14 protein-coding genes are annotated in these 13,832 nt (G+C 62.0%); 11 read left to right on the top strand and 3 right to left on the bottom strand.

Translation table 11 applies throughout. The annotated features are described in order from the left end of the window. The first annotated feature begins 3 nt into the window (after positions 1–3). From KBY99_RS04680 to KBY99_RS04660, 5 genes are all read left to right on the top strand, one after another. Positions 4–1,218, top strand: coding sequence for a quinone-dependent dihydroorotate dehydrogenase (locus KBY99_RS04680; protein ID WP_254997649.1), 1,215 nt, complete (start codon positions 4–6; stop codon positions 1,216–1,218). 127 nt (positions 1,219–1,345) lie between these two features. Further along, positions 1,346–2,137, top strand: a complete 792-nt coding sequence (locus KBY99_RS04675) for a hypothetical protein (RefSeq protein ID WP_254997647.1) — start codon at positions 1,346–1,348, stop codon at positions 2,135–2,137. Positions 2,138–2,142: 5 nt separating this feature from the next. Further along, complete coding sequence (locus tag KBY99_RS04670; protein WP_254997886.1) at positions 2,143–2,838, top strand: PilN domain-containing protein; 696 nt, start codon at positions 2,143–2,145, stop codon at positions 2,836–2,838. Next, positions 2,838–3,614, top strand: a complete 777-nt coding sequence (locus KBY99_RS04665) for a hypothetical protein (RefSeq protein ID WP_254997644.1) — start codon at positions 2,838–2,840, stop codon at positions 3,612–3,614. Before KBY99_RS04670 ends, KBY99_RS04665 begins: the two co-directional genes overlap by 1 nt. A 500-nt stretch (positions 3,615–4,114) precedes the next feature. Then, complete coding sequence (locus KBY99_RS04660; protein WP_254997885.1) at positions 4,115–6,022, top strand: type II secretion system protein GspD; 1,908 nt, start codon at positions 4,115–4,117, stop codon at positions 6,020–6,022. A 368-nt stretch (positions 6,023–6,390) separates the two neighbouring features. Here KBY99_RS04660 and KBY99_RS04655 read toward each other — a convergent pair whose 3' ends face one another. Then, positions 6,391–7,140: a pentapeptide repeat-containing protein gene (locus tag KBY99_RS04655; RefSeq protein ID WP_254997642.1), complete on the bottom strand. Its 750-nt coding sequence runs from the start codon at positions 7,138–7,140 to the stop codon at positions 6,391–6,393. A 202-nt stretch (positions 7,141–7,342) separates the two neighbouring features. Here KBY99_RS04655 and KBY99_RS04650 point away from each other — a divergent pair, with 202 nt between their 5' ends. Beyond that, positions 7,343–8,443, top strand: coding sequence for a pyridoxal phosphate-dependent aminotransferase (locus KBY99_RS04650; protein WP_254997640.1), 1,101 nt, complete (start codon positions 7,343–7,345; stop codon positions 8,441–8,443). Positions 8,444–8,448: 5 nt separating this feature from the next. On the opposite strand, the gene KBY99_RS04645 is transcribed toward KBY99_RS04650, so the two are convergent. Then, a complete protein-coding gene (locus KBY99_RS04645; RefSeq protein WP_254997638.1) occupies positions 8,449–9,525 on the bottom strand; it encodes a UDP-N-acetylglucosamine--N-acetylmuramyl-(pentapeptide) pyrophosphoryl-undecaprenol N-acetylglucosamine transferase in 1,077 nt (358 codons plus the stop codon). A 50-nt stretch (positions 9,526–9,575) separates the two neighbouring features. On the opposite strand from KBY99_RS04645, the gene KBY99_RS04640 reads away from it, so the two are divergent. After that, the gene (locus tag KBY99_RS04640; protein WP_254997637.1) at positions 9,576–10,355 is read left to right on the top strand and encodes a hypothetical protein; all 780 of its coding nucleotides are present in this window, start codon (positions 9,576–9,578) and stop codon (positions 10,353–10,355) included. Here the strand turns inward: KBY99_RS04640 and KBY99_RS04635 are convergent. After that, complete coding sequence (locus tag KBY99_RS04635; protein WP_254960775.1) at positions 10,352–10,645, bottom strand: EF-hand domain-containing protein; 294 nt, start codon at positions 10,643–10,645, stop codon at positions 10,352–10,354. The genes KBY99_RS04640 and KBY99_RS04635 overlap by 4 nt on opposite strands. Positions 10,646–10,745: 100 nt before the next feature. Between KBY99_RS04635 and KBY99_RS04630 the strand changes: the two genes are divergently transcribed. From KBY99_RS04630 to KBY99_RS04615, 4 genes are all read left to right on the top strand, one after another. After that, the gene (locus KBY99_RS04630) at positions 10,746–11,471 is read left to right on the top strand and encodes a response regulator (protein WP_254942233.1); all 726 of its coding nucleotides are present in this window, start codon (positions 10,746–10,748) and stop codon (positions 11,469–11,471) included. Then, positions 11,449–12,777, top strand: coding sequence for an ATP-binding protein (locus tag KBY99_RS04625; protein WP_254997635.1), 1,329 nt, complete (start codon positions 11,449–11,451; stop codon positions 12,775–12,777). The genes KBY99_RS04630 and KBY99_RS04625 overlap by 23 nt, the downstream gene beginning before the upstream one ends. Before the next feature lie 135 nt (positions 12,778–12,912). After that, positions 12,913–13,299: a hypothetical protein gene (locus KBY99_RS04620; protein WP_254997633.1), complete on the top strand. Its 387-nt coding sequence runs from the start codon at positions 12,913–12,915 to the stop codon at positions 13,297–13,299. Positions 13,300–13,379: 80 nt separating this feature from the next. Beyond that, a complete protein-coding gene (locus tag KBY99_RS04615; protein WP_254997630.1) occupies positions 13,380–13,775 on the top strand; it encodes a glycine zipper 2TM domain-containing protein in 396 nt (131 codons plus the stop codon). Positions 13,776–13,832: the final 57 nt, after the last annotated feature.

The following is a 13,832-nucleotide window of genomic DNA, read 5'->3' as shown; positions in this document are numbered from 1 at the left end:
CTGATGGTGGATTCAGGCTCTTCGACCAGGGCTGGTAACAACACGGTTCTCACCAGCACGGTTCGCACCAGCACAGAGGCCCTATACGGGCGGCTGGTGGCTCCGCTGCTGGGGCGCGATGACGGCGCTGACGCCGAGCAGCTCAGCCAGCTCACCCTCACGGCCCTGGCCCAGGCGTCTTTGCGGCGCCAGTGGCCCTTGGTGAGTGGTGCCCTGGCAGGCTTGGCCGCTGAGCTGCAGCGCCCCGATCCACGGCTGGAGCAAACCCTGTTTGGCTGCCGCTTCTCTAACCCGGTGGGCCTGGCGGCTGGATTTGACAAAAACGGTGTAGCAGCAGGGATCTGGCATTTGTTTGGTTTTGGCTTTGCCGAGCTGGGCACGGTCACCTGGCACGGCCAGCCGGGTAATCCCAAGCCGCGGCTGTTTCGTTTGGCTGCCGAGCGGGCGGCGCTCAACCGCATGGGCTTCAACAACGGCGGCGCCCAGGTGTTGCGCCGCACCCTGGAGCGTCAGCAGCTGCCGGCACCGGGCCAGCGCCCGGCGGTGCTTGGTATCAACCTGGGCAAATCCAAGATCACCTCCCTGGAGCTGGCCCCCGACGACTACGCCTCCTCCCTGGAGCTACTCGCCCCCCTGGCCGACTATGCGGTGATCAATGTGAGCTCGCCCAACACGCCGGGTCTGCGGGAGCTGCAGGAGGAAACCCTGTTGCGGCGCCTGGTGGAGCGGCTGCGGCGCTTGCCGGCCTGCCCGCCGCTGCTGGTGAAGATCGCGCCGGATCTGGAGGACGACGCCATTGATGCCATCGCCCGCATGGCCTACGAGGAGGGCCTGGCCGGCGTAATCGCCGTTAATACCAGTCTGCATCGCCTTGGCCTGGAGCAGCGGCGCCTGGTGCAGACGGGCCGCACATTGGCCGAGGAGGCCGGCGGTCTCAGCGGAGTGCCCCTCCGGGGCAGGGCCCTTGAGGTGCTGCGTCGGCTGCGGGCCACGGCGGGTCCAGCCTTGCCCCTGATTGGCGTCGGCGGGATCGATTCGGCCGAGAGCGCCTGGGAGCGGATCACCGCGGGGGCCTCGCTGGTGCAGCTCTATACCGGCTGGATCTACGGTGGGCCAGCGCTGGTGCCGCAGATTTTGGAAGGTCTGGCGTCCCAGCTGGATCGTCATGGCCTGAGCCATATCAGCGCAGCCGTGGGCACCGGTCTGGCCTGGCGCTGAATGTTCGGTAAGTTGCAATAGCGAATGGGTTTGCACCTTGGTAGTGGCGGGACTCCAAAACACTTGGCGCCCCCTCCGTGCCCAGATCTTCCCCAAGCTGGTGATGATTGATCTATCTGAGCAGTTGGTGACTGCTCAGTTGGTGAAGCGGGGTAAGCCTCTGGAGCCGATTTGGACTGCCCCAATTCCTGCTCTGACCTGCCGCGATGGGGTGCCGCAACTCAAGGATGCGGTCGGGGATTTTTTGGGCGACCTGCTGCTGGAGTACGGGGTGATTGATGCTCAGTTGGTGGTGTCCCTGCCCCGGCAAGCGGCCCATTGGCGGGTAGTTGATTGGCCGGCCGGCCACCAGCAGGCGAATTCCGTGGGCGACCTGCGCGCGCTGAACCCGGATCTGGGCTGGCCGTTTCCACTGGAGCAGGCCTATATAGATGTGCAGCCTCTGGCGGGCCTTGCCGCTAGCTCGTTAGTGATCGCAGCGGAGCGGTCGGTGGTGGATGCCTGGGTGGAGGTGTTTGCGATTGCTGGTGGCACCCTGCAGCATCTGCTGCCCTCGCAGCTGTGCATGATGTGGGGCCTCCGCGACGAGCTGGCTGCCACACCCGCAAGCTCCCTGGTGGCGCTGCTGCAGCCGCTGGATCAGCAAACAAACCTGATTGTGTGGAACAAAGGAGTGCCTGAGTTTGAGCGGATGCTGCCTGGGCCGATGGTTGATTTGATTCCGGCCTTGAAACAGAGCTTGGATTTTTATCGAAACCTCAAGGCTCCCCAGGCACCGGTGAGGTTGCTGCTCTCTGCACCCCTTGATGATGCGGCGTCATTGGAGCAAGCGCTGGGGTTGGAAGCCGAGTTGGTCGATCGAGATGGCTTTGGTTCCCTCTGCTTGCAGGGCTTGGCCTCCTTGGAGCTGGTCCAGTGACGTCAATGCCACTCACCACTGATTTCGACCTCCTGCGTGAAAAACGTCAGGAACTGAACCTGCCCGATCCACTCCAGGTTGCAGTTCATAGTCGTCAACTGTTGGTGCAGGGCGTAGCGATCGGTGCTGCTCTGATCGGGATCTCGCTGGGGATGGCTGTTTTGGTGTTACTGCGTGCCCTGATGGTGAGCGCTGAGGTGGGTCGCCTCGGCACGGTGGAGGCGGAAGTCCAGCTGTTTGAAACTCAGCTCACGGCGGCACGGGGCAAGCTCAATAGGGTGGAGAAAGCCAACGCAGATTTGGTCAAGGGGTTGATTGCTGTGCGCTCTGGATCGGCGCTGATGCGCGATCTGCAGCTGCGAGTTCCTGAAGGTGTTCAACTCACCGCTGCTACGGAAGAGGGGAATGGCTACCGGCTCAAGGGGGTTTCGCGTGATCCACAGGCCTTTGCCCGTATAAATGCGTTTCAGCTGCAGTTGAAGCGCTCCGCTTTGGTTGATACCAATGCCGTCACTCTGGTCAAAGCGTCTCGGGGTGTTGCTGAGGCCAATACATCTGGATTAGGACCAGTCAGTTTTGAGCTTCTGATCAATTTTCGTCCGCCTATTAGTCCGCTAGCAGAGAAACAGATACTCACCCAGCTTGGAGCTGAGGGCCTGGTGCGCCGTCTGGATCTGCTGCAAAGGGAGGGCTTGCTCTGATGTCCAATCTTCAGGATGGTGCTGATCGCCATGCCAACCATGGGCTACAACGGTTGCTTTTGGGGGTGCCGATTGGCGTGGGGGCCGTGCTGGCAGTTTTTGTGCTGGGTCTGGGAGTGGTTCCCCAGTGGCTGAAGCTGCAGGCAGAAAGTGAAAGGCTGGCCCAGCTCGAGGAGATCCAGGGCCGGATCCCTCTGCTACGGGCTCAGATCGCCAAAACGGCGGAAAGCGAGGCTGCAGCTGAGCGTAAGCAGCAAAAGGTGCTGCAACTGATCGAGGGGAGTGGCGAATTGGTGACATTCCTGGCCCAGCTGGATCGGGAGGCCAGTCGCTTTGGTGTGCAGCTGGATCTGTATGAGCCCCTGACGGCACTGCCTACTCTTCCTGAGGATGGGAAGAAAGAGTCCCTGAAGGGTGATCAGCCAGCGCCAGCACCCCAGTCACCCCTTGAGGGGGCCGGTCTGAACGCCCAGAAGGTTTTGCTAACGGCCCGGGGGGCCTATCCCAATGTGTTGGCGTTTTTGCGTGCCACTGAAAAGCTGACTGTTTTGGTGTCACAAAGCAACTTGTCTTTGACTGCTGTGGAGTCTCCTAAAGCCGCTCCTCAGCCGGCGACTGAGGATGGCAATCAGAAAGCTAATCAGAAGGGCAATCTGGACGGTTCGTTCTCATCAGCTATGACCCATGTCGCAGCCAAAACGGAGCTGAAATTGACCATAACTTATTATCAAGCTGGCGCTAATCGGCCCCCTGCGCCTGTGGCCCTTAACAATTAATCCGTCGCCCATTGCCCTCATTTGGTGCACTGGTTTTTTAGAAATCATTTCGCTAAGATCTGCGTAGAGTTGTACGAAAAACGTTGGGCAGCAAATTTGGGCGGCGTTTTGTTACTGCCGCGGCGGCGGCAGTCCTTCCCAGTTTTGTCCTTCTTGACGCAGTTGGCCAAGCTGGCCCTCGCCAATCCGCTGCAGGTGCTCCAGCGTCTGCGACCGGTCAATCCTCCTCCTCCTTTCGTGGCTCTGCTGGTGTAGCGGCGGGGCCTATCCAGCTGCAGGTGCGTCGCCTGGGTAATGCTGTTGAGCTGGTTGTGCAGGGGGTTGGCGCGGCTCCCCAGTTGCAGCAGTCAATGCGAAGCAATGGCTGGCAGGGTCAGCTGCTTACAGCTATTCCTACGGGGTTGCGGTCTGGCCCGCAGCGCATCTCTTTGCCGGAGCTTGGTTTTCAGTCAGTCAGCCTGGATGGATCCGGCAGCAGTTACAGCCTGTCGGTGACCCCAATGCCTGGGGTTCCCCTGGCGCGCCCGGTGGTGAGTGCTGATGGTGTGAATCTGATCCTCACCTTTCCCGCCTCGCCGCAGATTTCCCTGCAAACAAATCGCCTAGACCTCAGCCAGCCCGGCGCTGTGCCGTTGCCCACCTATGCGCCACCGCTTCAGCCCCGGGCTGTTGCGCCGCCGCTGGGAGATATGGCGGTTGGGACGATGATGATGCAAAATCCAAGCTATGTAAAAATCTCAGGTCCTCGAATTACTTTGACATTGCGTGAATCAAGGGCCAAAGATGCGCTGATGGCCATCGCGAAAATTGGCGGCTATGGCTTTGTGATGATCGACGAGAGGGAACCTGATAAATCTAACTATCAGTTTGATTATGGCCTCATGGATGCCGATGTTAGCGCAGATGCCAAAGCGCGTGTGGGTAAGGTTTCTTTAGGGTCTAGGCCTGTTACTGCTTTCTTCGTGAACGAGAAATACGAGACTGTATTGAATTCAGTATTGTTGTCAGCTGGTCTTCAGGGAAGGCTGGAAGGGCGCGTAATATTTGCTGGCCTTTCCGCTGCTTCAAAGTCTTTTGGGGCGGTTATGTCTAAAACTTATAGGTTAAATCAAGCGTCTTCCGAATCTGCTGCTGAGTATTTAAATTCACTTGGTGCTTCTATTGCTGTTCCTGGATTTAAGATCGGATTGGGCGTAACTTCTTCAGGTCCTCAAGATTCGGACCAGTCTCAGGATTCGGGCAGGAAAGCTAAAGATGGTCAGCAAGAACAGAATCAGGATGAGGCTGCGAGGAGCACAAGAAAAATTACTCAAGCTGATACCTATAGCGCGTCTACGGGGCCTTTACTGGGATTAGGAGGGACGATTGATCCCAGATTGCAAACAATTACCTTGGTAGGCAGCCAGAATGCTGTAATTATTGCTGAGAAATATCTTCGCCAAATAGATCTTCGCCAGCGCCAGGTTGCGCTTAGCATTAAGATCCTTGACATTACCTTGGACAATGATACGGACATTAATAATAGCTTTGCCCTGAGGCTGGGTAATAATTTTATAGTCAATGATGAGGGTAGGCTTGTTGGAGCATTTAATAATTTTACTCCCCCGGGGACGGTGATTGATTCGTCGCTTCCTTTTCCTGGTTTTAACCAGATAGCGCAAGGTGCTAATCCTGCAAGAAACCCTGGACTCGCCTATGGCAATAATAATCTTTACGATTTGGTGCGGGCTTCTATCCAGTCTCGAAATACTAAGGTCTTAGCCAGCCCAACTCTCATATTGTCTGAAAATTCAGAAGCGATTGGAGGTGCCGCCCAGCAGGCTCAAATTAGTTCTAATGGTTTGGTGGGGTCTAGTGCGACAATTGGCCGAGAAAGAGCCAATGAGTCTTTTGTCACAGTTGGAGAGCAAGTAATTACCAACTATCAAGTGAAAGCTGGTCAAAATGGAGCACCCAATAGCTGTCAGCCTGAGCTCGGGATTGCAGGATTAACCTTTGGCGCCCGTGTTAATCGTATTGATGACAATGGATTTGTGACTTTTACAATTTCTCCACAAATTTCAGCCGTTACAAGACAGCAAAATATTGGAGGATGCGGACCAATTGACATCCTTTCTCTCCGCCGTTTAGATACTGGAAGTGCTCGAGTCCGAGATGGCCAGACGCTTGTGATGACTGGTGTGATCTCAGATGTAGATCAATCAGCGGTAACTAAATGGCCGATCTTGGGAGATATTCCTTTTGTTGGTCAATACTTCAGAAATTCATCTAATCAAAGGCAGAAGCGTGAATTAGTTATTTTGGTTACTCCTAGATTGCTCGATGATGAGCAAGGTGGACTTTATGGGTACGGTTATCGCCCTTCAACTTCCCAGGCGCGTGAGCTTATGGGAGGATCAGGTTTCTAGGCTATCTGGCATTGGTCGCATAATCCTTGTTCATTTATGCTAGGCAAGGAGTTTTCCTATGTTAGCCGGATCGGTATTTAGTGGTCAATTAAAACGAATTGGGGGACTGATTGTAGTTGTAGTAGGGTTTTCTAACATCAAAGATGATGGAATTCTTTGTGGCGTCGTTCGCTTGCTTGGCCCGCCTAAAGCTGGCTGGATGCGAGAGGATCTCTCCGGTTAGAGACTGCGCTGTCTTTGGTGTGAACTTGCGATCAATCGTTTGGCGTGGATGTTGATGTATTGAAGCTCTTGAATGCCGTAATTAATCAGGACTGAGTATGGATTCCGTCCCCGATTTTCGCGTCGGAGGATGAATTGAATTATATTCAGAATCCCATAGGCAGAAACGCCTTGGCTGCGATCGGGGCCAGAAATTGAAACGCCGCGAAGGCGCCGCCCAGTGCTTTGCTGCCTATCCCGTTCCCGCTTGGGTTGTCTAATTTTGTAGCGGCCACTATTTTCTCCGCGGCCTGCTTGAGTTGTTGGGCCTGTTCCTGTTCGCCGCGTTCTCCATAGAGGCTTGCGGCGTAGTTGAAATCATTGGCGGCCAGTTCGCTCTTGCCCTGTTCGCCGCGGCAGATCCCCCGCGCCACCCAGCTGATGGCGGCGGTGGGTTCCTTGCGGATGGCTGCACTGAAGAATGATTCCGCTTCTGGATAGCGGCCCTGCTGCGCGGCCTCGGCGCCCGCGTTGTGCAATTCCGCGTAACTCAGTTGCGTGGGCTCGATGCCCGTAGCCCGTTGCCAGTGGCTGCGGGACAGGGCTCCTGCGTCCAGCAGGGCACCACTGAGATCGGCTTGGCGCAGATCGGTGCCATCTAGCCGCGCGCCGCGCAGGTCGGTCCCGCGCATGGAAGCGCCCATCAGGCTCGTGAAGCTCAGATTGGCCCCGCTGAGCTGGGCCCCATCCAGGCGTGCCTGACCCAGGTTGGCCCGTTGCAGCTGGGCATGGCGTAGATCGGCGTCGCGTAGATCCGCATGCACCAGATCTGCATCCTGGAGCTTGCAGCCACGGCAGCTGCGGGTCTCCAGCAGTTTGAAAAGGTCGCGCGAATCCGCCTTGGCGGTAGGCGGCATCAGCATTGCTACTACAGCTAGCAAGCTGGCGGAGGCGCTCAGCAGGAGGACTGGACTTGGCAACGTCGGAGGCGCGATGCGTCTTGGCATGGCATTCGTGCCCGTTGCAACGGCTTATAGCGCAGGAATTCGCGCGCTTCCCAGGTTGCACAGGGCTGTTCTCCAGGCGGCCGCCGGCAGCACTTAGCTTTCGGCTATGCCGATGTCGCTCCACCAGCGCCATGGCGGCAATCTGGCCGCCACCGCCGCGCGCCTGGGTTGCAGGCCCTCCCAGCTGCTGGATGCCAGCGCTTCCCTGGTGCCCTTCGGGCCGCCCTGGGCTGTGCGCGGCCGCCTGCTGAAGGCTGCCCTGGGCCTCGCCTCTGGGTCGCCGCTGCGGGCTTATCCCGACCGGCACGCCACTGGCTTGCGCGCCTCCCTGGCCCAGTTGCATGGGGTGGAGCCCGACTGGACGCTGCCGGGCAATGGGGCGGCGGAATTGTTCACCTGGGCAGCGCGCGATGCGGCGGCAGCCGGCTTGAGTGTGGTGCCCCAGCCGGGCTTCGCCGATTACCCCCGTGCCCTGGCCTGCTGGGGCGGCGCCTGGCGATCTCTGCCGTTGACGCTGCAGGCCAGTTCGGAGCCGCAGCCGTTTCCGGCGGCTCCGGCGGGCGCGGTGCTGTGGCTCACCAACCCCCACAACCCAACCGGAGCGCTGTGGAGCCGTGCCTCCCTCGAGCCCTTGTTGCAGCGCTTCGCCCTGGTGATCGCCGATGAGGCCTTTCTGCCGCTGGTGCCAGGGGGGGAAGCCCAGAGCCTGATTCCGCTGCTACAGGCCCACCCCAACCTGGTGGTTATCCGCAGCCTCACCAAGCTGTGGTCGATCGCCGGCCTGCGTCTCGGTTATGCCCTCGGCCAGCCGGAGCGCCTGGCTCGTTGGGTCCGTTGGCGCGATCCCTGGCCGGTGAACGGTCTGGCGCTGGCGGTGGGTGAGCGGTTGCTGGCCGATCCGCTGGCCTACGGGCGTTGGTGCCGCCGGGTGCAGCGCTGGACAGCCCGCGAGGGGGCCTGGCTCTCGGCCCGTCTGGAGGCGTTGCCGGGCATCACGCCGCTACCGTCAGCCTCCAACTTTCTTTTGATTCACGGCGACGCGTCCCTTGTGCCGCTGCGCGAGGGCCTGGAGTGCCGTCACCGCATCCTGTTGCGCGATTGCCGCTCCTTCGAAGGGCTGGGTGAGCGTTGGCTCCGGATTGGCGTCCAGAGCCGCCGCCACAACCGCCGCATCATCCGGGCCTTGCGGCAGGAGTGCGATTGTGGGGCTTGATGTGATCAATCCCTGGGTTGGCTGAGTAGTGAGGCCATTCGTTGATCGGCATCGCGCACCGCCAGCTCGCCCATGGCTGTAGACATTTGCTTTAAGGGATCACAAGCAGCTGGTGCACCCCGCAGGCGCGGGCCCAGCAGTCGCCAGAGGCAGCGCTCGAGGGCCGGCTCAGCGGGGCCGTGCTGCCACACGATCACGGCCGCCCCAAGTTCGGCCGCAGCGGCGGCGTTGACGTCCTGGTGGTGGTCGGCGGCGGCGGGGTAGGGCACCAGCACCGCCGGGGTGCCGCACACCGCCAGCTCGCTGAGGGCGCCGGCGCCGCTGCGGCTGATCGCCAGGGCGGCGTGCTGCAGCAGGCCCGGGATCTCGTCGCTGAAGGGAAGCTCCACCACCCCGGCTGGCAGGGGCTGGCCTGCCTCGGGGTCGTTGCTGCCGGTGAGGTGGACTACCCGCACGCCAGCGGCCGTGAGCTTGGCAAGCAGGGGGCGCACCATCTGGTTGAGACCCACGGCTCCCTGGCTGCCGCCCATCACCAGCAGCAGGGGCCCGGAGCCTTTGGGAGCCCATTCGGGCAGGGGGGCGGGCTCCAGAAAGGCTTGCCGCACCGGCGTTCCCGTCACCAGGGGGCGGCAGCGGGGCAGGCGGGCAGCGGCCTGGGGCAGGCCCACAGCCACCTGGCTGCAGAGCCGGCCCAGCAGGCGAGTCACCTTGCCGGGCACAGCGTTGCTCTCATGCAGCACCACCGGCACGCCGGCCCAGCGGGCCGCCAGGATTGCAGGCGCCGCGATGTAGCCGCCGCTGGTAAAAACCGCTGCGATGCGTTCGCGCCGGATCAACCGCCGCACTGACCGAACCGCTTGCAGCAGTTGCAGCAGGTTGAGCAGCTTGCGCAGGCCCCGGCCTTGCAGCCCCCCGGCCCGCACCGTGTGCAGTGGATAGCGGCTAGGCACCAGCTGGCGTTCCAGCCGGTCTGGCACCCCCAGCCACGACACGCTCCAATCCGCCGGCATGGCATCGGCCACTGCTAGAGCAGGAAATAGGTGGCCACCGGTGCCGCTGGCAGCAATTAGGAGCCTGGGCATGGGTGCTGGGGCTGAAGCATGCCTAACTTAAAAGCGGTTTCCGCCGCCCCATGCCGCGTCTCCAGCTACTTGGCCGATTTCTGCCCCGAAGCCTGGCCGGCCTGGCCGGCCTCGCCGTCCTGCTGGTCAGCACGGTGCCCGCTATTGCTGCTGCCGGGCCCAGTGCGGCTCAGCTCCAGGCCCTGGAAACGGCCCTCAATGGCACCGGCGAGCTCAGGGGCGCCATGGAGGACGGTCCTGGGCTCGACGTAACCCTGGTGGAACTGCGAAGGCGCAGCGTGCTGCGGCAGTTCCCTGATGCCCGCTGGCAGCTCACCACGGGCAAGCCTTTGCGTGATGGGCGCAGCACCGTGCAGCTCCAGGTGACCGGCAGCCGGCAGGAAGGCCCTACTCGCTACCGGCTCAATGCCCAGCAACAGCTGGTGCTCAGCAGCAGTGGCGGTCCTGGGGGCCGCATCAATGGCCAGATAGTGATTCGAGAGCAGACCCTGATGCGCAGCGGTGAGACCGATATACCCGTGAGTCTTTTGATCCCGGATGCGGTGCTCACAGGTCAGCGTTATGACGTTGACGCGTTGTTTGACGAGCCCTTGGAGGGGGCGATCGCGGCGGGTGGTTTGGTGGCCCTTACCGGTCAGCAGGTGAACGCTCTGGAGAGCCCAGAGCTCCAGCTGGGAGCATTGGGTGGCGGTGGCCTGTTCAAGTCGGTGCAGGCTCCCTTCACACCGGGATCCCAGACCTGGGCAATTTTGCTGGTCCATCCCAAGGGCATCGTCAGTGCCACCAAGCGGGTGCTGGTGGTGGCCGACAAGACCCAGCTGGATCCTTAACGCAGGTCGCCGGGCACTAGGTAGCCCTTGCCGCCGCGGTCGAGCCGCTCGAAGTGGCGCAGAAGGTAGGCGTTGGTGCGCACTTCATCAAGCTCCAGCCTGCCATCACCGTTGCGATCGAGCTGCCGGAACAATTGCGCTAGCCGCTGTTGGTACACCTCAAACTCATCGGCCGCCCGTGCCGGCAGTTCTGGGCTGACGACAGTGGCCAAAAGCAGCACTCCCGCCAGGCGGCTGGCGATCAGTCGCAGCGGGTGACGAACACCAGGAACCATGGTTGCGGTGGGCATGGCTTAGGTGGGAATGAACTCAGGCTATGCAGCCCTGTGCTGCCCGCTATTGCCAGATTCCGGCCAAGCTGTGACTAAATCTTTCCGGAATGGCACCGCGATGTCCCCTGGTCAAAGCATCTGGGTGGTTGATGACGACCCCGAATTGCGGAGCATGGTGGGCACCTACCTGATCGACCAGGGCTATGACGTGCGCTGCCTGGCAGACGGAGCCCAGCTGATGGCGCGGTTGGCAGGCCAGCGTCCCGATCTGGTGGTGCTGGATCTGATGCTGCCGGGAGACGATGGCCTCACCCTGCTGCGGCGTCTGCGAGACGGCGGCGACGATCTGCCGGTGGTGATGCTCACCGCTAAAGGCGATGCGGTGGATCGGATCATCGGCCTGGAGCAGGGCGCCGACGACTATCTGGCCAAGCCGTTCCTGCCGCGGGAGCTCACCGCCCGCATTGAGGCGGTTTTGCGTCGCCGCGTCGCCCTGCCGGCCGGTACGCCCCTGGCCGAAGGGGAGTCCTTGACGATTGGTGAGCAGGTGCTGGATCTGGCGGCCCGCACCCTGGAGCAGGGGGGAAGGATCACGGTGCTCACCTCAGGCGAATTCGCTTTACTGGCGGCCTTTGTGCAGCATCCGCACCGACCTCTTTCGCGTGAGCGGCTGGTCGAGCTGGCGCGGGGGCCGGATTCAGTGACAGACAGCCGCAGCATGGATGTGCAGGTGTCGCGGCTACGCAAATTGGTGGAGCCGGATCCCGCTCGACCCCGCTACCTGCAGACGGTGTGGGGCTATGGCTATGTATTCGTGCCCGATGGTCAACCTCGCAGCCGTTAGGACCGCCCTGCGCTACGGCCTGGTGGGACTTGGGGTTGCCCTGCTGAGTACGGCCCAGTTGCAGGCGCTGCTGGCCGAGCGTCTGCAGCGGGCCCGCATTGCCCAGTTGGGGCCCGAGGTGCTGTTTCAGGTGCGCTTAGCGGAGCTGGCCCTCGATCGCTTGCCGCCGGCGACCCTGGCCCGGCTCAGTGGCCTGTCCCTGCGAGTCGGGGCCCTTCCGCTCACCTCCACCAACTCTGCTCTGGCTGCCGAGGGACGGCTGCTCCGCCAGCAGCTCTGCCGTGAGCTGCGGCCCTGTCCCACCGTGCTGCCGGCAGCGCTGCCGCACAGGGGTGTGTGGGTGCAACTGCTGGCACCGCTGGAGCCGGTGTGGCTGCTGGCGCCGATTCCGCCGGCCCGCCGCTGGCCGCCCGATCCCTGGCTGCTGCTGGCGGGTCTGGGGCTGGGCGGCAGCGTGGCACTGCTGCTGTTTTTCTGGATCGAGGTGCAACGCCCCCTGCATCAGCTGCAGCGGGCCCTGGGCGGGGTAGGCACCGCCGCCGGGCCACCCGCTCTGCCGGAGGAGCGTGGCACCACCACCGTTCGCCAGCTCACCGGCCGCTTCAATGCAATGGTGCGGCGCTTGGGGCGCGTCGAGCAGGAGCGTTCGGTGATGTTGGGTGGCATCGCCCACGACCTCAAAAGCCCGATTACACGACTGCGCTTTCGGCTCAGCTTGGCCGGCTTGCCGGGAGTGGATCTGCAACAGGCTGAGGCCGATTTGGCGGCCCTGGAGCGGATCACTCAACAGTTTTTGCTGTTCGCTGGGGGTAACGACAACGAGGTGGCCGTGGCGGTGCCGCTTGACCAGCTGCTGGCCGAGGTGGCGGCGGGCCTGGATGCCGACACCCTGGCGCTGGAGCTGCAGCCCTTGCTGCGAGTGGTGCAGCCGGTGGCGCTTTCCAGGGCCGTGGCCAATTTGATCGATAACGCCCGCAGTTACGGCGCACCACCGCTGAGGCTGGTACTGCAGTCCGGGCCGCCTGAGGGGGAGGGCTTCCGCATCGTGCTTTGGGATGGGGGCTCAGGCATCCCTGCCGGTAAGTGGGATCAGGCCTTGATGCCCTTCCAGCGGCTCGATGCCGCCCGAGGTGGCAGCGGCCACTGCGGCCTGGGGCTGGCGATTGCCGCTCGGGTGGCGGCCGCCCACGGCGGTGGGCTGGAGCGGCTGGAGAGCGATGGCTCCGGCAATGGCCCTAGCCCCGCCTTTGGATTTCGTTTTGGAATCGCCCTTTGGGGGCGCTCCAAAAGCCAGCTGGGGAGCTGAAACTGCCGGTTAACCCCCGCGTCTGTCGGATTTGGTCACAGGTTGGTGGCAACTCGGTTGCACTTCGCCCGTTGGTTCGCCGCAAAGTTCCGGGGTGACAGCTCGAGGCTGCACAATTTCACCCACCTTCTTCCCATGAAGTCCTTTCCCCTTCCCCGTCTGGCCCTGGTGCTGGGCCTGTTGGGTAGCGGCGTCGTTAGTGACGGCTCCGCCATGGCCGATCCCCAGTTCCCCGGTCGAGCCTTCGGCCCCTGGAGCCCTAATTCGGACCTCACGCGCGGCTGGGTTCAGGCTCAGCGGGCCTTGGCGGATCAGTCCTATCGCCAGACCCAGTGGCGCCTCGACCAACTGGATCGCTGCCTCAGCAGCGCCCGTGAGCGCTGGGACAACGATCAGTGCCTGCGCCGCGATGAGCAGGCTCGGGAGCGTCAGAGGCGGCGCGATCAGAAGGAATGGCAGCTTCTGATGGACCGCCAGGGCTTCACCGCCCAGCTGCCCGGGCGGCCCGGCCTGAGCCTCTGACGGCCTTTTCGGTTTTCTTTCTCCGAACCCCATTCCCCGCCACACCACCTACCTCGAGATCACCTTCCGCAAGATCAACCATGCGCCTCTCTGCTCTTCCTCTCGTTTTGGCCGGCCTGCTCGGCAGTGCAGCCCTGGCTCCTGAGGCCTCCCAGGCCTATCCCTACGGCGATCAGCGCTACGGGGATCAGCGCTACGGCGGTCAGCGCTACTCCTACGACAACTACGGTCCGCCCCGAGGCCGAACCTATGCCCCCCTGCCCGTGAGTTCCTATGACTACCCCATCGCCTCTGAGCCTGAGCTCTATAGCCCTCCTCCCGTGAATCGCTGCAATAGGGGCACCGTGCTGACCGGGGCTGCCATTGGTGGCGGATTGGGAGCGTTGTTGGCCAGCAACTCCCGCAATCGCCTCTGGAGCCTGCCAATGGGGGCCGCGATGGGCGGCATCTTGGGTGGTGTGATCTCCGGTTGCTGAAGCCGGCTTCAGCCGGCGCTGCGGTTGTGCACAGTCAGATCCGGTCACAACTTTCCG

Source organism: Cyanobium sp. Maggiore-St4-Cus (genome assembly GCF_024345615.1).
GTDB lineage: Bacteria > Cyanobacteriota > Cyanobacteriia > PCC-6307 > Cyanobiaceae > Cyanobium_A > Cyanobium_A usitatum.
The sequence above is the reverse complement of the archived record's forward strand: the minus strand, read 5'-3'. Positions and strand labels throughout refer to the sequence as shown.

Excerpts from the sequence above, each read along its gene's own strand:
- KBY99_RS04680 (WP_254997649.1), top strand. The coding sequence starts at position 4 with ATGGTGGATTCAGGCTCTTCGACCAGGGCTGGTAACAACACGGTTCTC.
- KBY99_RS04670 (WP_254997886.1), top strand. The coding sequence starts at position 2,143 with ATGCCACTCACCACTGATTTCGACCTCCTGCGTGAAAAACGTCAGGAA.
- KBY99_RS04665 (WP_254997644.1), top strand. The coding sequence starts at position 2,838 with ATGTCCAATCTTCAGGATGGTGCTGATCGCCATGCCAACCATGGGCTA.
- KBY99_RS04660 (WP_254997885.1), top strand. The coding sequence starts at position 4,115 with ATGCCTGGGGTTCCCCTGGCGCGCCCGGTGGTGAGTGCTGATGGTGTG.
- KBY99_RS04655 (WP_254997642.1), bottom strand. The coding sequence starts at position 7,140 with ATGCCGCCTACCGCCAAGGCGGATTCGCGCGACCTTTTCAAACTGCTG.
- KBY99_RS04650 (WP_254997640.1), top strand. The coding sequence starts at position 7,343 with ATGTCGCTCCACCAGCGCCATGGCGGCAATCTGGCCGCCACCGCCGCG.
- KBY99_RS04645 (WP_254997638.1), bottom strand. The coding sequence starts at position 9,525 with ATGCCCAGGCTCCTAATTGCTGCCAGCGGCACCGGTGGCCACCTATTT.
- KBY99_RS04640 (WP_254997637.1), top strand. The coding sequence starts at position 9,576 with ATGCCGCGTCTCCAGCTACTTGGCCGATTTCTGCCCCGAAGCCTGGCC.
- KBY99_RS04635 (WP_254960775.1), bottom strand. The coding sequence starts at position 10,645 with ATGCCCACCGCAACCATGGTTCCTGGTGTTCGTCACCCGCTGCGACTG.
- KBY99_RS04630 (WP_254942233.1), top strand. The coding sequence starts at position 10,746 with ATGTCCCCTGGTCAAAGCATCTGGGTGGTTGATGACGACCCCGAATTG.
- KBY99_RS04625 (WP_254997635.1), top strand. The coding sequence starts at position 11,449 with ATGGTCAACCTCGCAGCCGTTAGGACCGCCCTGCGCTACGGCCTGGTG.
- KBY99_RS04620 (WP_254997633.1), top strand. The coding sequence starts at position 12,913 with ATGAAGTCCTTTCCCCTTCCCCGTCTGGCCCTGGTGCTGGGCCTGTTG.
- KBY99_RS04615 (WP_254997630.1), top strand. The coding sequence starts at position 13,380 with ATGCGCCTCTCTGCTCTTCCTCTCGTTTTGGCCGGCCTGCTCGGCAGT.